Origin of the sequence: Lactiplantibacillus sp. 7.2.4 (assembly GCF_018991185.1) — a bacterium.
GTDB lineage: Bacteria > Bacillota > Bacilli > Lactobacillales > Lactobacillaceae > Lactiplantibacillus > Lactiplantibacillus pentosus.
Genome location: NZ_JAGYGS010000012.1, coordinates 1 through 23,631 on the forward strand (window position 1 = coordinate 1; position 23,631 = coordinate 23,631).

The following is a 23,631-nucleotide window of genomic DNA, read 5'->3' on the forward strand; positions in this document are numbered from 1 at the left end:
ACTACTACGGCCCACAGCGGACTTGCACCGCCTAGTTATCACCCATGCCGGGCGCACTGCAAAAAAGAAGCTCCCAAAACTGGCAGCTTCTTTAGTCACTATTCAGATTTTATCCCGATTAGCTTAGGCGTTGAATGCGTCCGTTAATTGTGGGACAACTTGCTTCTTCCGTGAAACGACACCTGGTAAGCTTAAACGATTGTTGGCAATCGTCTTACCAAAGGCCTTTTCAACGGGTTCTGTTGGGCCCCCAACGACTAACAATTCGGAATTGCTATCTAAAATGTTAGTGGCAAGGATCAAGAACAAGTCATAGCCGTCACTGGCATTTTCAGCTTTAGCAGCATCTTCTAAGGCTGCTTGACGCTTGAAAACATCATCTAAATCAACCGTGTTGATTTGAGCGACACGTACCGTTGAACCAGCCATTTCAAATGACTTAGCATCGGCATCGATTAATTCTTTTTCTGACTTGCTATCAAGGTTAGTCCCAGCCTTAAGCATTGCTAAACCGTAAGTTTCATAATCGATATCAGCAATATTAGCTAAGTCCTTAACCACGGCGACATCAGTTTCAGTCGTCGTTGGTGACTTCAATAATAAGGTGTCGGAGATGATGGCAGAAAGCATCAAACCGGCCAACTTAGCAGGAATTTCAATGTCGTTTTCTTGGAACAGCTTGTAGATAACCGTGCTGCAGCAGCCAAGTGGTTCGGCACGATAGAATAATGGTTGTGCGGTTTCAAAACCGGCGATCCGGTGATGATCAACCACGTGACTCACCGTAACGTCGGCAATATCACTGACACTTTGTTGTGGTTCGTTGTGGTCAACAAGCATGACACTATCAACTTCGTCACTAGCTTTAGTGATGACCCGCAGTGCTGGTTCGTCAAAGTGATCCAAAACAAATTGGGTTTCTTCATTGGGTTCGCCCAATGCAACGGCTTCAGTATCCGCACCCATTTTATTTTCGAAATATGAGAATGCCTTTGCCGCCACGATTGCGTCGGTATCAGGATTTTGGTGTCCAAAAATTAATTCCTTACTCATTAGCACAAAACTCCCTTAAAACTTATTTTTGATTAATTTTTTGTAACCGTGAAATATAATCTTCAGCCCGTAAGTAAGCATCAAATTCGTCCAAGAAGTTCTTGATCCGTGGAATTTGGTCCTTATCTTTACGGAAGACGAAGTTCAAATCAAACTTGATTGCTGGTTCAAATGACAGCGTGTGTAACTTGTCAGTCGCTGGGTTCGCAACCATGAATGAATTTGGTAATGCCGTGTTCGTGTTGGTCGTTGCCGCAACGAACCGGTAGATCTGTTGTGGTGTCGTGAACCGAGCTGCTGCAGTTGGTAAATCAGCGAGCTGGTTCTTGTAGGATTCCTTCACCACTTGATCCAAATAGTAGTTCTCTGGATAAGTGACCCATGGACTGAGCGTCGTATCCTTGAACTTGATCCGCTTCTTCTTAGCTAACTTGGGGTCACCCGAAATGAAGAGCAATTCGTCTTGAATAATCTTCTTCGATTGGTATGGCTTCCAGTTTTTAATGCTTTCGTCAGGCAAATACATGACGGCCAAATCAATGCGGTTATTTTCTAGTCGTTCCCAAATTTCTTTGCGGGTCAACATGTGTAGCGAAATAATGACATTTGGATTGGCTTCATAATACTTGATTGCAAAGTCTTCAAACACGTGATCTTCAATTGAAGCCAGCACCCCAATATTAATCGTTCCTTGGGTGGCGCTGGTCGTTTGTTGAATCTCGTCGGTCGCTTTGTTCAGGACATCGTAAATACTGTGTGTGGCATTTAACATGGTGTAACCCGCATCAGAGAGTCGTAACTTCTTACCCACTGAATAGAATAATGGGGCCCCAACCGTGCGTTCCAACTTTTTAATTTGTTGCGTCAACGCTGGTTGCGTAATACCCAAAATTTGAGCAGCCTGTGTGTAATTCATTGTTTCGGCTAATTGCAAGAAATACGTTAACGTTTTCGAGGAGAAAATACTTTCTTGAGTTGTCTTCATGAATTTTACCTGATCCTTTCTTCTTATCGCCATCTTATGATACCTATAATTTTATACAAGATTCATGGTGAAAGCAAGCGGTTGTTATCGGTAAATAAAGCTTAACTAATTCATAATCTTTTACATTGCCATAACTTTATCTTAATCGAATACGGATTAACGTGCAAGCATTCGCATTGGCAACTAAACAGTTAACGGAATTGGGTGAACTTGCATTGCAACGGGTTCCCCTTCTGTATCGGTATCGACCACGAAGGACCCGTTTGAATACCGTGCGCTGACCGGATGATCATCGCTTAAAATCGAATGGTGCTTGCCCCGGTCTGTCAAGACATCGAGGGCCACGCCACTTGCATCAGCAGCCACTAAGACGTAATCAGCGACCCGGTGCGGATGACTCTTCAATTCACGTAAGACTTGAACCCCACGACGTGCACGACTGGTGACTGGAATATCTGCGACCTTCATTTTCTTAAATGAACCGCGCTGCGTAATCATGTCTAACAAGTCGGTTTCATTGGCAATCGTCGCACGAACGATGGCATCGTCGCGAAGATCCATTGACTTAACGCCGACTGCTTTGGCACCAATCGTTGGCACTTCACTTAAATCGTAACGTAAGCCATAGCCGTGTTGCGTGACTAGCACTAAAGTTCCAGTTGGTGCAGCAGGCAGATAATCGACCGTGACGACACTCGCATCGTCTGATTTCAGTTTGATAAATTGACTGGCGCGGGTCTTATACGTCCGACCAGGGGTGTAGTCCGCAAACGCCGTCTGTTTAATGTAACCGTCACTAGTAGCAACTAAGAACTTACCGGTGGCTTTCAGATTTTCAAAACTGTAGACCCAAGTAATGCGTTCGTTGTCCGCAAGCCCAATCGTCTGCGAAATATGCTCGCCAGTATCTTTCCACTTGGCATCTGAAATCTCATAGACTGGCCGATAGATCAGATGGCCCATATTTGTGAACATCATCAAATGGTCTAACGTACTATTCTTAGCCAAATAGATGGGATAATCTTCGTCCTTGAGTCCATTATCATCAGGTTCAGAAGCCGAATAGGAGCGTAAACTAGTCCGTTTGATATAGCCATCATGACTAATCATCACGACGACATCTTCTTGTGGAATGACCACTTCGGTTTTGACCTTCAACTCTTGAATCTCATTTTGAATTTCGGTCAAACGACTGGTTGGATAGGCTTTTTGAACGGCCTTTAGTTCCCGCCGCAATACCTTATCGAGTTCTTTGGGTTCAGCCAGAATCAATTGATAAGTTTCAATCGACTTAGCTAAGTCCGCAGCTTCCTTTTCCAACTGGGTCACGTCGGTATTCGTCAAGCGGTATAGTTGCATCGTGACGATGGCTTCAGCTTGAATTTCAGTGAAATCAAATTGACTGACCAAGTTCTGCTTGGCGTCTTTTTTATCCTTGCTGCCCCGGATCGTCTTGATAACTTGATCCAGAATCGACATCGCTTTGATCAGCCCTTGAACGATATGCTGACGATCAGCTGCCTTTTGCAAGTTAAACTTGGTCCGACGAGTGATGACGTCGCGCTGATGTTCTAAGTAGGCCGATAAAATCGTCTTCAGTCCAACGTGTTCAGGACGTTGATGATAGATAGCCACCATGTTGAAGTTATACGTGATTTGCAAGTCGGTGTTTTTGAGCAAGTAAGTCAAAATACCTTCCGCGTTAACATCGCGCTTCAATTCAATCACGACTGAGAGGCCTTTACGGTCACTTTCATCGCGAACTTCAGCAATTCCTTCGATCTTCTTTAAGATGCGAATCTCGTCAATTTTCTTAACGAGTTGCGCTTTGTTGACTTCATAAGGAATCTCAGAAACTTCGATTTGGGACTTATTACCCTTGAGTGGCACGATTTTCGTCTGCGACCGGACAACGATGCGACCACGACCAGTTTCGTAAGCTTGCTTGATACCAGCCAAGCCTTGGATAATCCCGCCAGTCGGGAAATCAGGCCCCTTCACAAAGTCCATCAAGTCTTCCAGACTCGCCTTGGGATGATTCATCAAGAACAAAATCGCGTCGATGACTTCACTCAGATTGTGCGGTGGAATTTCAGTGGCATAACCGGCTGAAATCCCAGTTGCACCGTTCACCAATAAGTTCGGGAACCGCGCTGGTAGCACGGTTGGCTCATACTCGGTATCATCGAAGTTCAGGACCATATCAACGGTCTTTTTATCGATGTCTTGGAGCATTTCACCCGAAATTTTACTCAAACGAGCCTCGGTATACCGCATGGCAGCGGCCGGGTCACCGTCCATCGACCCATTGTTCCCGTGCATCTCGATGAGTGGTTCTCGTAGCTTCCAATCCTGACTCAGACGCACCATTGCTTCGTAAATTGACGAATCACCATGGGGGTGAAAGTTACCCATGACGTTCCCAACTGACTTAGCAGACTTACGGAAGGCCTTATCAAAGGTATTGCCATCCTGATTCATCGCGTATAGAATCCGGCGTTGAACCGGTTTTAAGCCATCACGAATGTCAGGAAGTGCCCGCTCTTGAATAATATACTTAGAATAACGGCCGAAGCGGTCGCCCATGACGTCTTCAAGCGTTAATTCTTGAATTTTTGGCTGTTCTGTTGCCATTATACGACCTCCTCTAATGCTTTAATTGTTGTGCTAACTCTTCGTCAGCTTGCTGATGGGCGGATGAAACGGCTTCATTATCAAGTAATGAGCCATCCTCATCTAACGTAAATTGAACGTTACTTTCGATCCATTTACGACGAGGTTCCACTTTATCACCCATCAAGGTCGTGACCCGTTTTTCGGCTAACGCTGCATCGTCAATACGAACCCGTACCAACGTCCGCTTTTCAGGATCCATCGTGGTTTCCCACAGTTGTTCTGCGTTCATTTCACCAAGACCCTTATACCGTTGCAGCGCATAGCCCTTGCCGAACGTCTTGGTCTTAAGTGTCAATTCTTCATCGGTCCAAGCATATTCGGTCCGCATTTGCTTATTCTGCCGCTTCTGTAATCGATACAGTGGCGGTAAGGCGATGTAGATTTTGCCTGCATCGATCATTGGCCGCATGTATTTGTAGAAGAAGGTCAATAACAGAATTTGAATATGGGCACCATCGGTATCCGCATCGGTCATGATGATGACTTTGTCGTAGTTGCTGGCCTTGATATCGAATTCTGGACCAACCCCCGCACCAATCGTGTAAATCATCGTGTTGATTTCTTCATTTTTAACAATATCTGCCAGTTTGGCCTTTTCTGTATTTAACACTTTACCACGTAACGGTAAAATTGCTTGGAACTTACGGTCACGGCCTTGTTTGGCAGAACCACCGGCTGAATCCCCTTCGACGAGGAACAATTCATTTTTCTTCGCGTTCTTGGATTGTGCAGGCGTTAGCTTTCCGGATAGCAACCGTTCTTGCTTGTGACGGCGTTTACCATTCCGGCTCTCATCGCGGGCTTTGCGTGCGGCTTCGCGAGCTTGCCTTGCTTTGGTCGACTTACGGATCAGCATCTGCGCAAATTCGCCATTTTCCATCAAGAAGAATTGCAACTGCTCGCTCACGATATTGTCAACGATCGTCCGGGCTTCTGGAGTGCCCAGTTTTTCTTTGGTTTGACCTTCAAATTGCAGTAGATTTTCGGGCACACGCAACGAAATAACTGCCGATAACCCTTCACGCACGTCGGAGCCTTCAAGATTTTTATCCTTATCCTTTAACAGGCCGACTTTACGGGCGTATTCGTTAAATGCTTTGGTCCAGGCGCTCCGGAACCCAACTTCATGAGTCCCACCATCTGGCGTCCGCACGTTGTTAACGAATGATAACAAGTTTTCGGAGTAGCCGTCGTTGTATTGTGCGGCGACTTCCACTTCCACGCCTTCTTTAGTGCCATCAAAGAACATGATGTCACCAAGCGTATCTTTATCCTCGTTGAGGTAACTGACAAACGCTTTGATACCATCTTCGTAGTGGAAAACCAGTTCTTGTTCCTGGTTTTCTCGTTCGTCAGTTAACGTGATCTTAACGCCTTTCAACAAGAAGGCTGACTCACGAAGCCGTTCAGCTAACGTCTGAAAATTATAAACGGTCGTCGTAAAGATGCTGGCATCGGGCTTAAACGTCATCGTCGTCCCAGTTGGTTTGTTCGTCTTGCCCTTCTTTTCAAGGGTCCCAACTGGATGACCACCGTCCTTAAAGTGTTCCACGTATCGATAGCCATCACGGATGATCGTGACAGTTAACTCAGACGAAAGCGCATTAACCACGCTCGCGCCGACGCCGTGAAGGCCCCCAGACGTCTTGTAGCCCCCTTGACCAAACTTACCGCCCGCGTGGAGGACCGTCAAAATAACTTCAGGGGTTGGAATACCGGAAGCATGCATCCCGACTGGCATTCCACGACCATGGTCAACGACGGTAATACTGTTATCTGCGTGAATCGTGACGTTAATCTCTTTCCCATAACCGGCTAACGCCTCATCGACCGCATTATCAACAATTTCATAAACTAGGTGATGGAGTCCGCGGCCGTCCGTGGAACCAATATACATTCCGGGACGCTTCCGAACGGCTTCTAATCCTTCAAGCACCTGGATTGAAGAATCATCATATTTTGGGCTTTTCTTGGCCATTCTCACAACTCCTTTTGAATTTTATCATCTGTCCCATTCAGTCGAGCAACGGTAACCGTTTTAAAATAGTCCACCGATGCTGAACTTGTCAAGCGACAGTTGTCTTTTTAAATCTTATCTGCTGGCTTGTCATCTGTTAGCATACACTTAATTAATCCGTTTAGCAAACATATGTTCGTGCACGCCATAAAATTAATGCCACTTACTAGCTTACCTCATGTTGATTCTAAGCGCCAGTTCAATGAATAAACTTATTGTGATTCACGACAAGTTCTTAAAATGCGCGGCTAATTTGGCTGTAGGCGCTTTAAAAGCCTGAATCACCGGCATTTATCCAATTAAAAATTATCAAAAAATCATTTTATTTTCATAATTCCAGCACATTCTATTATTTTTTTAAATCGATTTAGTCCCACAATCATCAAAAGAATGCTAAAATATTGAGTGATTCTATTGCAGGAGGAACCAATTTTGAAAACATTAATTATGCTGATCGTTGCCTACTTAATCGGCTCGATTCCTTCGGGTGTCATCATTGGCAAGCTATTCTTTCAAACTGATATCCGCTTAGCTGGAAGCGGCAATATTGGCACGACCAATACGTATCGCGTGTTAGGGCCGACTGCTGGGACGATCGTCATGGCAATGGACATCTTGAAAGGCACAATTGCAGCACTTCAACCGACGCTCTTATTTCATATGGCTAATCGCTACACCCTTTTGATCGGATTAGCCGCCATCCTGGGGCACACCTTTTCGATTTACATTGGCTTCAAGGGCGGTAAAGCCGTCGCAACCAGTGCCGGTATTCTGCTTGCCTACAATTGGGAGTTCTTCCTGATTGCGAGTGTCATCATGTTCATCTTAGTCTACACAACCAGTATGGTGAGTGTCGCCAGTATGACGGCATTTCCAATCGTCACCTTAATTGCCATCTTTTATTATCAAGACTGGCTACTTTCCGTGGTGGCACTTGTCCTGACATGCTTCATTTTTTACCGGCATCGCAGCAACATTGCTCGAATTAAAAACGGGACTGAGTCACTGGTCCATTTTGGGATTGGTTGGCGCCGCCAGCAACGCGCTAATCGCAAATAAATTAGGATTTAAAGGTCACACAATTGCGTGTGGCCTTTTTGTTTTGCACGTGGTAAGCTAGGTGCTGTGTTTTTGAGTTGTTTTTTAATTTTAGTTAAAGTAAGAAGTTACAGTATACTTGATTGTCATGCCACACTAAAAAGACCAACAAATTGAGATTCGTTGGTCTTTTTAGTGCGTTATCTAACTTTGCTAAAAGAAACTAATGTCATATTTCGCATCAAACGTCTTATTCGAACCAAGGCGATTAATGCCCATCTTATGGCTTAATTGGCCATCGCTGTCCACGTTATCCGCGATGCCCCGCCATGGCTCTAAGCAGACGAATGGCGCTTCTGCGGGGTATGGTGACCACATGCCGACGTACGGTGCGTCTTCAATCGTCATCGCCACCCCATGATCATCTAAATCCGTTTCCAGCATTAAAGTCGTCTCATGATGATCTAGAGCCAAAATAACGGCATCATCTTTGAACAATTCGCGGTTCAGTTCAAGTGGTTTCGTCAAATCTAACTCATCCGCATTGGCCGCATCATTCAGCGGTGCCTTCAATGGAATATGTGAGTAAACTTGGCGTGGCGCCACTCGAATCCGGTAATCCGCCAAGTCCCCATTAGGATCCGCTAGCGGCACATTAAAAGCGGGATGTCCCCCGACTGCAAATAGCAATTCCTGGTTGGCTGGATTATGCACGTTATAGTTAACGGTCAATTCATGATCCGTCAACGTATAAATCAGACGTAACCGAAATGCATACGGGTACATCGCCCGGGTTGCACTGGTATCAGTCAATTCCAAGGTTGCCGTCGTGTCCGTTTGGTTCACGACGGAGAAATCGTTGTCCCGTGCAAAACCATGTTGGCCCATGTGATAAGCTTGACCGGCAACGGTATACTGGTCATCTTTCAAGCGGCCGACGATTGGAAACAGGACGGGTGCATGCCGTCCCCAATATTTCTTATCCGCTTGCCACATATATTCGATGCCATCATTTGACTTTACACTACTTAATTCGGCCCCCGCTTCATTGATTGAAACGGTCAGATATTGATTCTTTAATACGACTGTCATCCGTGTCAACGCCCCCTTTGATTATATTATAAGATATAGCGACTAAGGTCCTTATCCTGTGCAATATTGCCGATACGCTCGTTAACGTAATTTTCCGTGATCGTCACTTCACCCATTTCCATATCTGGGCCTTCGTACAGCAATTCTTCAAGCAATTTTTCAAGAATGGTATGCAAACGCCGCGCACCGATATTTTGCGTCTCATGGTTGACCTTGTAGGCGATCGAGGCAATGGCTTCAATCGCTTCGATCGTGAAGGTCACCTTGATATTGTCTGTACCGATCAAGGCAATATATTGTTTGATCAACGCGTTCTTCGGTTCCGTTAAAATCTTAACGAAGTCTGCTTGGCTCAAGTCGTCAAGTTCGACCCGAATTGGGAAACGACCCTGTAATTCAGCAATCAGATCACTAGGCTTACTTTCGGCAAAGGCACCAGAAGCAATAAACAGGATGTGATCAGTGTTGATTGGCCCGTATTTGGTTGAGATTTGAGAACCTTCAACGATTGGTAAGATATCGCGTTGAACGCCTTCACGTGAAACTTCACCAGAACCCTGTTGGCCGCCCTTGGTAATCTTATCAATTTCATCAATAAAAATAATCCCGGTATTTTCGGCACGGACAATCGCGTCGTGATAAATATCCGCATTATTGACTAATTTTTCAGATTCTTCACGCACTAAGATCTCACGAGCTTCTGCAACTGGCATTGTCCGCTTGATGCGCTTCTTCGGCATTAAGGCACCTAAGCTATCACCCAAGTCGATGCCCATTTGGCCCAACATGTTATTGCTACCAGCAGCAGCCTGTTGTGGATCATCCATTTCAATCGTGACTTCGGATTGTTCTAAGCGACCGCTCTTGAGCTGATCAGCCACGGATAAGCGTTGGTTACGAACATCATCCGTCACTTCTTCGTTCGATGATTCGTTCATGTCCGGTGTTTGGCCATTCTGCATCTGGGTAAACATGTTCATCATGTTTTGGAATTCATTGCCGTTTTGCTTGGCCTGTTTCTTTTGTGCGGGCACTAACAGCTTAACGAGGCGCTTATCCGCAGCTTGGACCGCCTTGGCCCGAACGCCAGAATAAGCTTGTTGCTTTTCCATTTCAATTGCGACGTCAACGAGGTCACGCACCATCGATTCCACGTCACGACCAACATAGCCGACTTCAGTAAACTTGGTCGCTTCGACCTTGACGAAAGGCGCGTGCACGATTTTAGCTAACCGCCGCGCAATTTCCGTTTTACCGACCCCGGTTGGTCCAATCATCAGCATGTTTTTAGGTGTGATCTCTTCTTGCATTTCAGCAGACAGTTCCATCCGCCGATAACGGTTGCGCAAAGCGATGGCAACGGCTTTCTTAGCTTGGCCTTGACCAATCACATAGTTGTCCAGCGCAGCGACGATTTGTTTGGGTGTCTTATTGATTTCTTCCATGAGTTTCCTCCCACCTTACAAGGTTTCTGAAATAACGTTATGGTTCGTAAAGATATCGATGTCACCAGCGATGTGGATCGCTGCTTCAGCAACTTCTTTTGCGCTCATGTCCTTGGCATGCAACTGCATTGCCCGCGCCGCTGCTAAGGCAAAGTTACCACCAGAACCGATGGCCAGCACGTCGTTATCCGGCGTAATGACTTCACCGCTCCCTGAAACCAGTAGCATGTCGTCTTTGTTCATAACGATCAACAAAGCTTCCAATTTTTGGAGGGCTTGGTCGCTACGCCATTCCTGTGCTAATTCAACGGCAGCCCGTTGTAAGTTACCAGAAAATTCGTTGAGTTTCTTTTCAAAACGATCTTCGAGGTTAAAAGCATCCGCGACACTGCCCGCAAAGCCAACGACAACTTGGTCATTGTAAATACGACGGACCTTGTGCGCCGTCCCCTTCATGACGACTTTTTCACCCATCGTCACTTGGCCATCACCAGCCATAGCATTATGGCCGTTTTGACGAACGGCACAGATCGTTGTTGCTTCAAATTTCGTTGTCATGTTCAGTCTCCTTTGTCGATTCCCGCGTGGCTCGTGGGAAAAATTGACGATAATCTTGTTGTAAGTGTTCCTTAGTCACGTGCGCGTATATTTGCGTCGTCGACAAGCTCGTATGCCCCAATAGTTCTTGTACGGTCCGGAGATCCGCCCCATTGTTCAGCATCTGGGTCGCAAACGTATGCCGCAACATATGCGGATGAATATCCGCCGTCAAACTGCTCTTTTTCACGATTTGATTAAGCACGTATTCGATGCCACCGCCCGTGATTGGGCCCCCGTGCCGGTTGATAAACACGGTTTGATGGGTCTGACCATACTTTTCCATCACAGGTTGCCGACAGACAGTTTGATAGTGTTGCAGGGCGGCGGCAGCGTAACGGCCAAATGGCACGTAACGCTCCTTGTCGCCCTTCCCACGAATCAACATCATTTTGAGGTCATAGTCGATGTCGCTTAATTGCAGATCGACGCATTCACTCAGCCGGATACCAGTCCCGTACAAGACTTCAAGCAAGGCGGCATTACGAGCGCCCATGATACTGTCATCCGCATAGACGGTTTTGAAGAGCACGTCCAATTCTTTTTGATAAAAGAACCGGGGTAAGCGCGCGGCGTGTTTTTTTAGTTGCACGTAGACAAACGGATTCAATTGCGCTAAATCGTTCTTAACTAAAAAGTTATAGAACGACCGTAAGCTTGACACTTTACGAGCAATCGAATTCCGCGTCAAATGCCGGTCATATAGGTGACTCAAATAAACATTGACATCCAACCGGTCAACTTCAGTATACGCTTTCGCGCCGCCGTTTGCCGTTAAGAAATCATTAAAAGCTTGAATATCTTCCCGGTAAGCTGCGGCGGTCTCTTCTGAATATTGCCGTTCGACCCGCACGTATTTCAAAAAAAGGGCCAAATAATCTGTCTCCATACAAAAACCTCCATACGTTGCTACTTTAGCAAAGTATGGAGGAAAACACAATTATGCGCCCTGATAATTAGGTGCAAATATTAATGATTAGTTATTAACGGTCAAGGTTTCGTCTTTGAACGTTGCCAAATCAGCTAACGCGCGTTCTGAAATCGCCGTGTTGCGCTCACGCTTGTCGCGAATCCGTTGACTTAATTTCGGCATAATTCCAAAGTTAGCGTTCATCGGCTGGAAATTATTCGCATTGGTATGCGTAATGTAATGGGCCATTGCACCCATCATCGTATCCGTTGGGAAAACTAGGGGTTCCAGTCCGAGGGCTAAACGAGCCGCGTTGGTCCCGGCGACGATCCCACTTGCCGCACTTTCAATGTAACCTTCCACACCAGTCATTTGCCCCGCAAAGAACAGATCAGCCCGTTGTTGTGTCTGATACGTTGGTAACAACAGTTTCGGTGACTTCATGAAGGTATTGCGATGCATGACACCATAGCGGACAAATTCGACGTTTTCCAGGCCTGGGATCAACGAGAAGACCCGTTTTTGTTCGCCCCATTTTAAATGCGTCTGGAAACCCACGATGTTGTACAGGGCCCCTGTCGCATCGTCTTGGCGTAATTGAACAACAGCGAACGGCTGCTTCCCGGTCTTTGGATCTTCCAACCCCACCGGCTTAAGCGGTCCGAACAGCATCGTCTGACGACCGCGTTGAGCCATGACTTCGATTGGCATGCAGCCTTCGAAGACATCCGAATTTTCAAAGTCATGGGCTTCTGCCATTTCCGCATGGATCAAAGCGTCGTAGAAGACATTGAATTCTTCTTCCGTCATTGGGCAGTTCAGGTAAGCCGCTTCGCCACGGTCATAACGTGACTTCAGATAAACCTTATCCATATCGATCGAATCTTTAGTCAAAATTGGCGCAGCCGCATCAAAGAAGTGCAGGTCGTCTTCGTCATTGAAAGCTTGGATCGACTTCGCTAGTGAGGCCGCCGTTAATGGCCCGGTCGCCACCACGGTGATGCCATCTGGTAAAATGGTGATTTCTTCATTAATAATTTCGACATTTGGTAACGCGGTAATCGCTTCAGTAATCTCAGCTGAGAACGTATCACGGTCGACGGCTAACGCGCCCCCGGCTGGCACGGCGTGATGTTCAGCCGCTTGCATGACGATTGAATCCATTTGCCGCATTTCAGCTTTCAAAAGTCCCGCCGCATTAGCGAGTTGGTTCGCACGTAATGAGTTGGTGCAGACTAACTCCGCGAATTGTGCCGTGTGGTGTGCGGGAGTCATTTTGCTTGGGCGCATTTCGTATAAACGAACGTTGACGCCCATATTGGCGATGTGCCAAGCGGCCTCCGAACCTGCTAGTCCGGCGCCGATAACGTTTACTGTTGGTGTTGATGCCATCCAGAATTCCTCTTTTCTTAGTGATCATACCGTTGATAGTATTGAAGTCATCATACCTGAGAAGCTAGCTGAATACAAGCAATCACGCTGGCTGGTCATAAACGTTGCGAGCGATTCAATTCACTAAAAGTCGAACTTTAATTGTTCGTGGCAAGTGTTTTACCGAGAAAACACCTGCTATTCTCGTGATATTGCAAACAATAATCATCATTAAACACAAATCGTTCATATTCAGCTCGCAAAAAAAGATCATCCGCAGATGACCTTTTCAAAATCCTTACTTTTGTACATTTTCTTTGTAATCGCCATTTGGACACAAGACTTGTTTGCCACCCTTGACCTTCTTTTCGACCAAGTAGTGACCATCCTTTGGACAATCGCGACCAACTGGTTTGTCCCACGAGACAAAGTCACAGTCAGGGAAGCGTGAGCAACCGTAGAAAATCCGGTTCTTCTTCGACTTCCGTTCGATGACTTGACCCTGCTTACATTGCGGACAAACGACCCCGATTTCCTTGACGATTGGCTTCGTATTGCGACAATCTGGGAAGCGTGAGCAAGCAAAGAACTTGCCGTAACGGCCCATCTTAACGACCATTGGGGCGCCACAGATATCACAATTGAAGCCGGCCAATTCGTCTTTGATCTGGATCTTTTCCATACTTTCTTCGGCCGTCGCAACCTCTTTAGAGAACGGCTTATAGAAACTATCCACGACTTTGACCCAGTTCTCCTTGCCTTCTTCCGTGGCATCCAACTGTTCTTCTAAACTGGCGGTAAAACCGACGTTAACGACATCTGGGAAGTATTCCTGAATGATGTCATTGACGATTTCACCCAGTTCAGTTGGGACGAATCGCCGGGCTTCTAACTTCACGTAGTAGCGGCGTTGAATCGTATCCAGCGTTGGGGCGTAGGTTGATGGCCGGCCGACACCGTTTTCTTCCAACGCTTTGATCAGGTTGGCTTCAGAATAACGTGCTGGTGGCTGAGTAAAGTGTTGTTGGGGGTCAGTCTTAGATAACTTGACCACGTCGCCTTCATTCAAATCGGGTAAGACGTTGTTCTTTTCAGTCTTATCATAGATCTTCGTGAACCCCGCGAACTTAGTCTTGGACCCATTAGCACGGAACTGGACGTCATTTTGGTCGATCGTAACCGCCATCGTGTCGAGCACTTCTGGCGTCATCTGACTAGCCACAAACCGCGACCAAATCAATTGGTATAAGCGGAATTGGTCCTTAGTCAAATAGTCCTTGATGCTAGCCGGGGTCCGGAAGACGGAAGATGGCCGAATCGCTTCATGGGCATCTTGCGCGCCTTCTGGCAACTTGCCCTTGACTGGCTTGGTGGCCGCATATTCAGCGCCGTATTCCTTATGCAGGAACTGGGAAGCTTCGTGTTTGGCAATCGAAGAGATCCGCGTCGAGTCAGTCCGCATGTAAGTGATCAGCCCAACGCTGCCTTCCTTACCACCAACGTTGATACCTTCATACAATTGCTGTGCCGCCATCATTGTCTTTCGGGTTCGGAAGTTCAACTTACGGTTCGCATCTTGTTGCATGGTTGAGGTCGTAAATGGCGGGGCTGGGAACCGTTTGCGTTCCTTCTTAACGACCTTCACGACATTGAAGTCACCTTGACGGTCAAGTTGGCCCAGAATCTTCTGAACAGCGTCGTTATCGTCTAAGGCTTGCTTCTTACCGTGAGTGCCATAAAAACTGGCCATAAACTTGGAACGGCCTTTCTGGAACTCACTGTCGATCGTCCAGTATTCTTGCGGCTTGAACGCTTTAATTTCATTTTCACGTTGAATAATCAAGTCTAGGGCAATCGACTGGACCCGGCCCGCCGATAAGCCCTTTTTGACTTTTTTCCACAACAATGGACTGATTGAATACCCGACTAGCCGGTCTAAAATTCGCCGGGCTTGTTGCGCATCCACCAGGTCCATATCGATCGAACGTGGTTCTTTGAACGCATTTTTGACCGTATCCTTGGTAATTTCATTGAACACGACGCGGTTCTTGTCCTTAGGGTCCAAGCCCAATAAATAGGACAAGTGCCAGGCAATCGCTTCTCCTTCACGGTCCGGGTCAGATGCGAGGTAGACGGCTTTAGCTTTTTTGGCCTCTTTCCGTAAACTCTTGATCACATCGCCCTTACCACGAATCGAAATATAGTGCGGTTCGTATTCATTATCAACGTCGACGCCCATCTTGCTCTTCGGTAAATCCCGAATATGGCCCAGACTAGCAACGACCTTATAAGAACGGCCTAAATACTTTTCAATCGTTTTTGCTTTGGAAGGTGATTCCACAATCACTAATTTTTTAGCGGGAGTTTTGCTTTTCCGCTTAGTAGCGGTCTTAGTTGCGGTTTTCCGCTTTGCCGCCGGTTTGGCTTTCGTTGTACTTGCAGCCACTCGATCAGCTCCTTACAGGTTTCGTTATCATTATTATAAATATCACTTTAAGAAATCCCTGTAATCATATTTCAAAAAAAACGGCTTGTCAAATTTTTGGTAAAAACTCTTCTATTATATGTCGCGAATTTAAGACTGGTTTGGCTCCCGCGACGATCAATTCATTGCAGCCAACCGAGTACGGCGCGTCGATTGGTCCAGGTACTGCGAGCACGTTACGATTGTTCTGTAACGCTATGTTGGCAGTAATCAAGCTACCCGAGTGGGCCTGGGCTTCCACCACAATCAGCGTTTGACACAGACCGGCGATTATACGATTGCGGGCAACAAAGTGGTATGGTTCCGGACCAACGCCTAAAGGGTACTCGCTGACTACTAAACCAGCTCGGGCGATTTGTTCTTGCAATTCCGAGTGTTGACGGGGGTAACTAATATCTAGTCCCGTCCCGATGACCGCAATCGTTGGTAAGTGGAATTGTAAGGCGGCGCGGTGAGCTAATCCATCCGCCCCCTTGGCCAAACCACTCACGATCGTCACCGGGTCTGTCGCCAATGGTGCTAGTAAGTGCTTGACCGCCCGTTCAGCATAGCCCGTTGCTTGCCGGGCCCCGACCACCGCTAATTGGCGACTCGCTAATAGCTCCCGGTGGCCACGCAAAAATAACACGAGTGGTGGTTGGTAGCCTTCCAGTAAGGCGGGTGGATAATCGGCATCCAAAATCGTCAAAATATCGACCTGGGCGTGCCGTTTTAAGCGGTGCTGAAAGTCAGCCGCTTGCCAATCCGCGATAAACCGGGACCGGCGACTAGCCGTTAGCTGGGCAATCTGACTGAGCTGTTGTGGGTCGGTCACCACCGTTTGCCGTCGTCGACAAGCCTGGAGCACTCGCACCATCCCAGCATAACCGATGCCGTGAGCCAGTTGAAGCCGAATTAATAAACTACGTAGTTGCATGTTTGCCACTCCTCTGAGTCAGTCCGAACCGTTAATTGCATGAACGGCGGACTGCTGATACAGAGTAGTTACGTCTTTAATGACGGCTGGCGTTTTGAACGGGCGAAAAAGATTGGCGATGAATCGGCGTCGCCCCGTAAGTCGCTAGCCCAGCGAGGTGTTTGGCCGTCCCATAACCCATATTATCCGCGAAATCATAGCCGGGATAGACTTGGTCATACATCACCATCAAATGGTCCCGGACGACCTTGGCCACGATGCTGGCCGCAGAGATGCTGGCACTCTTAGCATCACCCTTGATCAAGCGGGTCTGTTCGATGGGAACTGGCACTTGCATCGCATCCACCAATAAGCGCGTTGGGCGGACAGGCAGGTTATTGACCGCTTGGGCCATCGCGACCCGGGTGGCCTCATAAATATTGAGCCGGTCGATCGTTGGGGCATCCGCGACACCAATCCCCACCGCCACGGCTTCTTCTAAGATTTTGGGCATCAATTCCGCCCGTTTTTTAGCTGTCAATTGTTTGGAATCATTGACTTCGATTAAATCGAACTGGTTATCCAACACGACTGCCGCAGTCACGACCGGTCCTGCTAATGGCCCCCGACCGACTTCATCGATGCCAGCGACGTATTGCCCACCGCGTGCCCAAAAGTCACGTTCGAGTTGCATGTGCTGATTAAACCGGGTCACTAACGCTGCGTGTTTTTCAGCTTGGCGAAGATAGCGTTGATAAGCCTGTTGAACCCCTTTACGACTGTCAGCTTGCGCGGCCGTTAACACGTCTTCATCCGGATGGTCGGCTAACAAACGTTTAAATTCCGCAATCGTTCGTTCAGGCATCCGGCTGATCCCCCGTTAAGTCCAACGTAAAACGCCCGAGACGCCCCTTGCGAATATCCAGTAGAAAGGCGACGCAGAAGCGTTCCCAATCATCACGCATCCCAGCATTCTTGGTCATCGCAATCAAGAGCTCTGGATTGGGTAGCGCCAATTGGTCAGTCGTCAAATGATATCGGTCAACTAACCGATCAGCGTAGTGCTGTTTGAAGAAGTCTAAGGCAAACAGGGCGACGTCATCATTAGGATAAATATTTTCTTTGATGGCGCCCGTAACCGCTAGTTTCGTACCGACAACTTGGTCTTCAAATTTTGGCCACAAAATACCGGGCGTATCGAGTAATTCAAGCTTTTTAGAGGCCTTGAGCCACTGTTGACCCTTCGTCACCCCGGGACGGTCCCCGACCTTGGCGATCTTCTTGTTGACGATGTGGTTTAATAAGGTCGACTTACCCACGTTCGGAATCCCGACACAGACTGCACGAATCGGGCGATTAGTGATACCCCGTGCGGCAATCTTGGCTAGTTTATCCGCCAACATGTCGGTGGCGGCCTGCGTCATTTGTTTACCAATCGTGCGACTACGCGAATCAACAGCGATTGCGACTTGGCCTTGCGCTTCATAATACTTGACCCAATCGGCCGTCGCTTGCGGATCCGCCAAGTCCTTCTTGGTCATGATCAATAAGTGTGGTTTTTGTTGAATCGTTTTTTCGATTTCTGGATTACGTGAGGCCACTGGAATACGGGCGTCCACCAATTCAAAGACGATGTCTACTAAGTGTAAATTGTCTTGAATTTGGTGAATCGCCTTAGCCATATGACCGGGATACCATTGAATGTTTGCCATGTGATAGCTCCTTTACAATTTTTGATTGAATTTATGAGAATTTCTTCACGGTGTCTCAATTGGTCATGATTACATTCATAGAGTTAATACTTAACAATTAGCAATTCTCATTCTACCATTTTTAAAATAGGTTCGCTGTATCTTTAAAACTTTGTCATGCAGAACATGCTCGTATTATCATGTACAACTCTCAACTAAAGACAGATTTATTGGTCTATTATTCATTTATACCTATCATACTAATTGGTGGCTACTGAAGAAGTCACCGATTTATAAAAGGCTTTGTCAACGTCTCCCAAAGGCACAAAACAAACCCTCAAAATGGAAATTCAACTCCACTTTGAGGGTTTATTTTACTTTGATAATGACGAACTTAAATTCGACAATATAGTTTTTCAGTAGACTATCAAATTGAGGACCGTTTAAATCAATACCGAATTTCCATTAAATTCACAGATTAGAAGTGTATATTTACTTTCAGATAATAGCCGAAAGTGAGAAAAATGTATGCAGTACCGATTATTAAGTAACCAAGCAATTCCATTTTTAATACCTCTACTCCAAATTCTTATTTGTCTTCTTCATTATCATGTGAGCATATACTGGTCCACACACACAAAGACCAAACTCATAATAGAGAATACGGCTACCTTTATATATCTTGTATCTATTTTTTATGCCACTCTTTTAATCGTGTATGGATTGGCTTTCTCGATAACGTGGCAAGGTCATAATGGACTTCTGTCATTAGAAAACAAAAATATGAGAGCTTTTGCCTTAGGTCTTTTACTCATATTACTAAATCTACTCTTCTTACTTTTTGCAGCATGGGTAAAAAGTACATTTTCATATATCTTGATTCAAGTGTTAACATCTGTTTCAAATATTATGATTACTATAGTTACTGCCTACAAATTGGTTTGGTTCATCATCGACTCCAAGTCTAAGATCACTACTAATCTGTTGCCCATCCTCGACACAGCTCAACTAAGCACAGACACGTTCGAACTCATCTTATGTTTTATCATGACAGCTATTGTCTTTTTTATACTTGATAAATATAAAATCAATTGATGTTTCAACTGCACAATCATTTTTATTCATCTACTGCGTTTATTTTATGGTTATTGAACTAACTTAATCCCAGAACTTCGCCGCAATCTGTTGTCCCTGGTCGATCTTGGCCCACTGCTGGGCTTCGGTCAATTCGTTACCTGAATCGCAGGAGGCGAAACCACACTGGTGCGATAAGTAGAGCCGGTCTTTATCTAAAATCTGGCTGGCCTGCGTCAAGAGTCGCAGGGCCCGGTCTTCGTCATCTAAAGTGTTGGTCTTACTTGATAGTAGTCCCAAGACAACTTCAACGTTGGGCCGGTCTTCTAGTACCTTCAGCACCGAAATGTCACCGGCACGGTCGTCATCCCATTCGAGGAAGAAGCGGTCGTAATGTTGGTCATGCAAGAATTTTTTGGCAATCGTGTTGTAACTACCTTCCGCAAAATGGCGACTTTCGTAATTACCACGACAATTATGGGTCCAGACCTTTAACCCCAGCTGATGCCCGAAATCGACCAATTCATTATTCGTATTGACCGCCACATCCGCCAGTTCCTGGAGGCTACCATTGCCGGCACCGAAGGGATTTTGTTGATTATCGCTAGCAAACACTTCCCACAGACAGTCGTCAAATTGAATGATTTGGCCGCCCGCTGCCTGATAATCTGTCAGAAACTCCTTGTAGGCCTTGACTAAGCCGGTGTGGAGTTCATCCACGGTCTTGTAGACCTGGTCTGGACCATACAGCTTGTCGATGTATCCGAATTCCACGAAGGCGTGCGCTGGGCTCCAGATGGTTAGTTTGACATCATTATCATCCGCCTGTGCCTTCAGTTGCTTGTAAATATCAATAAAATGATGATGTTTGCCAGAGAGTGGCGCCGTGATCTCAATGCCGATATCCTTACGCGTTTCAAAATCACTACCGTCATGGTCACGGAAATTGTAACCCTCATCCGCGATAAAACGGCGAATTCCGCTAAAGCCCCAGACAAAGTCCAGATGCCACATTGATTTGGTATATTCCCCGTCAGTCAGCACATCGATCCCATGGGCCTTTTCAGTTGCGATTACTTTTTTGACGGCCGCCGCTTCAGCCGCTTGGTAACCTGGAAAAGCATCATAAAATGGATATTGAATGTCATCCCGATGTTCGATTTGATTCTTGTAACTCAGTAAGCTGGCTGGCCGTAACAGTGAACCGACCAATTGAAAATGTGTTTTTGTCATAAATTGACAGCCTCCGTCTTTGATTTGATGAGTTTATTATAACAATCAGATTAGAAAATAGATAAGACGGATTGCTTAGATGATATAATAGGCATTACCTATAACGTCACGCGAGCGAAACGCTGAAATCAGCACCGCGTTACGCCCACATTTTCGTCATCATCTTCAAGGAGGTTACCCTGACATGCGAATCCAACAATTAAAATACTTAGAAAAGATTGCGGCCACTGGCTCGATCAACGAGGCTGCCAAACAGTTATTTATCAGTCAGCCGTCACTCTCGCAAGCGATGAAGGAACTGGAACGGGAATATCAAGTCCAGTTGTTTTATCGTAGCAAGACCGGGATCACGCTAACGGATGCCGGCCGCGAATTTATCAACTATTCGCGCAGCGTACTCGACCAAGTCAACCTGCTCAACGAACATTTTGGTCAGGGGACCGTTCGCAAGCGAATCTTCAGTGTGTCGGCCCAGCACTATGCCTTCGTCGTTCACGCCTTTGTCCAACTAGTCAAAGAAATTGGTGGCGATACCTACCAGTTTACCCTGCGCGAGACGGAAACCGAAAACGTGCTCAATGACGTCCAGACGCTGAAGAGCGAACTCGGCGTCATTTACCTCAATCAATTCAACCGGACCGTCCTGAGCCGCCTGATTGCCGAAAAAGACCTACAGTTCGTCCCACTCTTTGAAGCACACCCGCACGTCTTTGTGGGGCGCGACAACCCGCTGACGCGCAAAAAGACGTTGACGCTGGCCGACCTTCAAGATTACCCCTATCTCTCTTATGAGCAGGGCGACACCAGCTCATTTTATTTCTCAGAAGAAATTCTCAGCACCTTGCCGCACAAAAAGCACATCCGCATCAGTGACCGCGCCACGATTTTTAATCTGATGGTCGGCTTAAACGGCTACACCATCAGTTCTGGAATCATTAGTAGCGAACTCAATGACGAAAAAATCGTCGCCATTCCGCTCAAAGTCGACGATGCCATGACGCTGGGCTATCTGCGGCATAAAAAAATCGAATTGAGTGCGACGGCCCAACGCTACTTGGCACTGCTGAAGCAGCATATTCGGGGGTATGGGTTCGACGTTTTTGATGATTAGATGCCAATTTTTAGCCTCGGGGCAACGCAAATGGGGACTTAATGCAGCAGGCTACCGCGAATTCACCACGGATTATAAAAGGACCTCCCACCTGGAAGGTCCTTTTATGATCTAGCATCGTTTCATCGAAACACACGACTAGTCACGACATAATTCGCTGCGCGTTATTCAAGTATATCACGCTTCTGCCTGCCGCCGGGCTTCTCGCCGTTGCGCCCACAGATTCAGGACTAAGGCGGCAATCATCAGCCCAAACGCTAGAATCATGATATTCTGTAGTCCGGTATGCAGAATCTGGCGCATCATCGGGACGAGGTTGGCAGGCAACCGTCCGGCGCGACTCGCATCACTGAGCTGATTCATCATCGCCATGGTGATTTTGCCATCGGAACGGGCGACACCACTAGCTAAGGCTTGGTTCATGATTAAACCAAAGATGGCCGTCGTAAAGGTCTGGCTCAGCATTCGAATTAAATAGCTAAAAGAGGTCGCAACTGGAATATCGCGCTGATCCGCATCAACTTGCACTTTAACTTGTAGCTCATTAAAGCAAGCCCCGTTGCCCCAACCTTCGAAAAAGCCAGCCAAAAGCAAGACCCAGTATGGTAATTTGACACCACCAAGCATCAATGGGACGAAGGTCAGCGTTAAAATAATAATATTAATCGTCAAGACCTGATGCGGGGTCAAACGCCGCCGCATCCGCGGTACCGACTCACTGCCGCCAAAATTGGCAAAGGCGCTCGGAATCTGCGTGGCACCCCCAATTAATGCCGACGTTCCTAATAAGCCCTGCGCCCACATAGGACTATAGGTCAAAAAGGCCACGAACGCACCCCAAATGAGCACGAATAAGACGAAGTCGACCACTAAGGGGCTGTTTTTAAACAGTCGGCCAGGAATGACCGGATCGACTGCTCGTCGCTCAACAATTGTTAAACTGCCAAGTATGACCAGCGCCGCCACGATGACGATCGCCACGATCCAGAGTGAGACCATCCCAATCAATTCGATACCACCAAGCAGGCTGATGATGCCGACTGCCATCAACAACGCACCGGCGCGATCCATCGGCTGCAAGTTATGTTGTCGTTTGGGTTCCTGATAGAAGATCTGCAACAGCACGGCCGATAAGATCCCAATCGGCACGTTTAGATAAAAGATCCAGTGCCAGGACCAAACATCGACGATCACCCCGCCGACCATTGGCCCAATGATCGTTGCCATGCTAAAGCAAGCTGAGACCAAGCCCAGTGCCCGCATCCGTTCGCGCGGATCCTTAAAAATATCCGCGTACATAATGTATGGCAGTGAGATCATCCCACCGTTACCCAGCCCGGCGATACCACGGGCAATAATCAAGAACCAGATATTAGGTGCGAGACCTTGTAACAACGAGCCAACGATAAACAGGCTAGTCGTCATCTGGTAGGCCCGTTTATTCCCTAACCGCTCGCCCAACTTCGACCAAATCAAAGTGGAGACAGCCGTTCCAAGCAGGAAGACGGCCACGATCCAGGCCATCAATCGCAACCCGTGCAAATCCGCGATAATGGCGGGTAACGCCGTATTCACGTTAGTACTATCGATTCCGGCCATCACGTTTGAGAGTAAGAGGGCCCCTTGAACAAAATAAATGGCGCGTCGATTCACAAAAAGACTTCTTTCTATGCCGTCACCACCGTAACCGCTGTGGTGACCTGTAATTTCCCGCAAAAAACAGGCGGTATCCGAAAATACGCGCCTGCAAATTAACGTACGCTTTCTAGTATACCGCTCCATCCCCTGGCAAGCCCCAAACGGTCTTTTTACGAACAGAATTCGAGTTATTTGCGACTAGTAATCTTAAAACCAATCCGCTGCGCTGAGCTTAGCAGTAAATCCGATCATGAAGTCCATTGCTCACCAATAAATGAAGCGCGCGTGTCCAAACACACAGCTAAATAAAAACCAAGCCC

17 protein-coding genes are annotated in these 23,631 nt (G+C 46.9%); 2 read left to right on the plus strand and 15 right to left on the minus strand.

All coding sequences use genetic code 11. From position 1 onward, the window contains the following. Positions 1-123 precede the first annotated feature (123 nt). The 4 genes from KGF70_RS05955 to parE all read right to left on the minus strand — a co-directional run bounded on the left by KGF70_RS05955 (position 124) and on the right by parE (position 6,692). Positions 124-1,053 (minus strand): manganese-dependent inorganic pyrophosphatase, encoded by a 930-nt coding sequence (locus tag KGF70_RS05955; protein ID WP_216767783.1) that lies wholly within the window; start codon positions 1,051-1,053, stop codon positions 124-126. A gap of 22 nt (positions 1,054-1,075) precedes the next feature. Then, entirely contained in the window at positions 1,076-2,038 is a 963-nt protein-coding gene (locus KGF70_RS05960; protein WP_003638813.1) for a LysR family transcriptional regulator, read from the minus strand. Between the two features lie 183 nt (positions 2,039-2,221). Continuing rightward, complete coding sequence (gene parC, locus KGF70_RS05965) at positions 2,222-4,672, minus strand: DNA topoisomerase IV subunit A (protein WP_216767784.1); 2,451 nt, start codon at positions 4,670-4,672, stop codon at positions 2,222-2,224. Between the two features lie 13 nt (positions 4,673-4,685). Continuing rightward, positions 4,686-6,692, minus strand: a complete 2,007-nt coding sequence (gene parE / locus KGF70_RS05970) for a DNA topoisomerase IV subunit B (protein WP_003638815.1) — start codon at positions 6,690-6,692, stop codon at positions 4,686-4,688. A gap of 471 nt (positions 6,693-7,163) precedes the next feature. On the opposite strand from parE, the gene plsY reads away from it, so the two are divergent. Further along, positions 7,164-7,790, plus strand: a complete 627-nt coding sequence (gene plsY, locus KGF70_RS05975; RefSeq protein ID WP_216767785.1) for a glycerol-3-phosphate 1-O-acyltransferase PlsY — start codon at positions 7,164-7,166, stop codon at positions 7,788-7,790. A 192-nt stretch (positions 7,791-7,982) separates the two neighbouring features. Here the strand turns inward: plsY and KGF70_RS05980 are convergent, their stop codons facing one another. From KGF70_RS05980 to KGF70_RS06025, 10 genes are all read right to left on the minus strand, one after another. After that, positions 7,983-8,861: an aldose 1-epimerase family protein gene (locus KGF70_RS05980; protein ID WP_216786419.1), complete on the minus strand. Its 879-nt coding sequence runs from the start codon at positions 8,859-8,861 to the stop codon at positions 7,983-7,985. A 26-nt stretch (positions 8,862-8,887) separates the two neighbouring features. After that, on the minus strand, positions 8,888-10,306 hold the full coding sequence (gene hslU / locus KGF70_RS05985) for an ATP-dependent protease ATPase subunit HslU (RefSeq protein WP_050338612.1): 1,419 nt from the start codon (positions 10,304-10,306) through the stop codon (positions 8,888-8,890). A 15-nt stretch (positions 10,307-10,321) separates the two neighbouring features. Then, positions 10,322-10,864 carry an HslVU peptidase proteolytic subunit gene (gene hslV / locus KGF70_RS05990; RefSeq protein WP_003638820.1) on the minus strand — a complete coding sequence of 181 codons (543 nt, stop codon included), beginning with the start codon at positions 10,862-10,864 and terminating at the stop codon, positions 10,322-10,324. Continuing rightward, positions 10,848-11,792 carry a tyrosine recombinase XerC gene (gene xerC / locus KGF70_RS05995; protein WP_050338611.1) on the minus strand — a complete coding sequence of 315 codons (945 nt, stop codon included), beginning with the start codon at positions 11,790-11,792 and terminating at the stop codon, positions 10,848-10,850. The genes hslV and xerC overlap by 17 nt, the downstream gene beginning before the upstream one ends. Positions 11,793-11,879: 87 nt before the next feature. Beyond that, positions 11,880-13,205, minus strand: coding sequence for an FADH(2)-oxidizing methylenetetrahydrofolate--tRNA-(uracil(54)-C(5))-methyltransferase TrmFO (trmFO, locus tag KGF70_RS06000; protein ID WP_216767787.1), 1,326 nt, complete (start codon positions 13,203-13,205; stop codon positions 11,880-11,882). Positions 13,206-13,482: 277 nt separating this feature from the next. After that, positions 13,483-15,630, minus strand: coding sequence for a type I DNA topoisomerase (gene topA / locus KGF70_RS06005; protein WP_050338609.1), 2,148 nt, complete (start codon positions 15,628-15,630; stop codon positions 13,483-13,485). A gap of 88 nt (positions 15,631-15,718) precedes the next feature. Continuing rightward, entirely contained in the window at positions 15,719-16,585 is an 867-nt protein-coding gene (gene dprA, locus KGF70_RS06010) for a DNA-processing protein DprA (RefSeq protein WP_216767788.1), read from the minus strand. 76 nt (positions 16,586-16,661) lie between these two features. Further along, complete coding sequence (locus tag KGF70_RS06015; RefSeq protein WP_216767789.1) at positions 16,662-17,429, minus strand: ribonuclease HII; 768 nt, start codon at positions 17,427-17,429, stop codon at positions 16,662-16,664. After that, positions 17,422-18,276 (minus strand): ribosome biogenesis GTPase YlqF, encoded by an 855-nt coding sequence (gene ylqF / locus KGF70_RS06020; protein WP_050338606.1) that lies wholly within the window; start codon positions 18,274-18,276, stop codon positions 17,422-17,424. The genes KGF70_RS06015 and ylqF overlap by 8 nt, the downstream gene beginning before the upstream one ends. 1,137 nt (positions 18,277-19,413) lie before the next feature. After that, entirely contained in the window at positions 19,414-20,562 is a 1,149-nt protein-coding gene (locus KGF70_RS06025) for a cobalamin-independent methionine synthase II family protein (RefSeq protein WP_216767790.1), read from the minus strand. A 184-nt stretch (positions 20,563-20,746) separates the two neighbouring features. Between KGF70_RS06025 and KGF70_RS06030 the strand changes: the two genes are divergently transcribed. Continuing rightward, the gene (locus tag KGF70_RS06030; protein ID WP_050338604.1) at positions 20,747-21,673 is read left to right on the plus strand and encodes a LysR family transcriptional regulator; all 927 of its coding nucleotides are present in this window, start codon (positions 20,747-20,749) and stop codon (positions 21,671-21,673) included. Between the two features lie 177 nt (positions 21,674-21,850). On the opposite strand, the gene KGF70_RS06035 is transcribed toward KGF70_RS06030, so the two are convergent. Further along, complete coding sequence (locus KGF70_RS06035; protein WP_083202662.1) at positions 21,851-23,326, minus strand: MFS transporter; 1,476 nt, start codon at positions 23,324-23,326, stop codon at positions 21,851-21,853. Positions 23,327-23,631: the final 305 nt, after the last annotated feature.

Coding starts and splice junctions, on each gene's coding strand:
- KGF70_RS05955 (WP_216767783.1), bottom strand. CDS start 1,053: ATGAGTAAGGAATTAATTTTTGGACACCAAAATCCTGATACCGACGCA.
- KGF70_RS05960 (WP_003638813.1), bottom strand. CDS start 2,038: ATGAAGACAACTCAAGAAAGTATTTTCTCCTCGAAAACGTTAACGTAT.
- parC (WP_216767784.1), bottom strand. CDS start 4,672: ATGGCAACAGAACAGCCAAAAATTCAAGAATTAACGCTTGAAGACGTC.
- parE (WP_003638815.1), bottom strand. CDS start 6,692: ATGGCCAAGAAAAGCCCAAAATATGATGATTCTTCAATCCAGGTGCTT.
- KGF70_RS05980 (WP_216786419.1), bottom strand. CDS start 8,861: ATGACAGTCGTATTAAAGAATCAATATCTGACCGTTTCAATCAATGAA.
- hslU (WP_050338612.1), bottom strand. CDS start 10,306: ATGGAAGAAATCAATAAGACACCCAAACAAATCGTCGCTGCGCTGGAC.
- hslV (WP_003638820.1), bottom strand. CDS start 10,864: ATGACAACGAAATTTGAAGCAACAACGATCTGTGCCGTTCGTCAAAAC.
- xerC (WP_050338611.1), bottom strand. CDS start 11,792: ATGGAGACAGATTATTTGGCCCTTTTTTTGAAATACGTGCGGGTCGAA.
- trmFO (WP_216767787.1), bottom strand. CDS start 13,205: ATGGCATCAACACCAACAGTAAACGTTATCGGCGCCGGACTAGCAGGT.
- dprA (WP_216767788.1), bottom strand. CDS start 16,585: ATGCAACTACGTAGTTTATTAATTCGGCTTCAACTGGCTCACGGCATC.
- KGF70_RS06015 (WP_216767789.1), bottom strand. CDS start 17,429: ATGCCTGAACGAACGATTGCGGAATTTAAACGTTTGTTAGCCGACCAT.
- ylqF (WP_050338606.1), bottom strand. CDS start 18,276: ATGGCAAACATTCAATGGTATCCCGGTCATATGGCTAAGGCGATTCAC.
- KGF70_RS06025 (WP_216767790.1), bottom strand. CDS start 20,562: ATGACAAAAACACATTTTCAATTGGTCGGTTCACTGTTACGGCCAGCC.
- KGF70_RS06030 (WP_050338604.1), top strand. CDS start 20,747: ATGCGAATCCAACAATTAAAATACTTAGAAAAGATTGCGGCCACTGGC.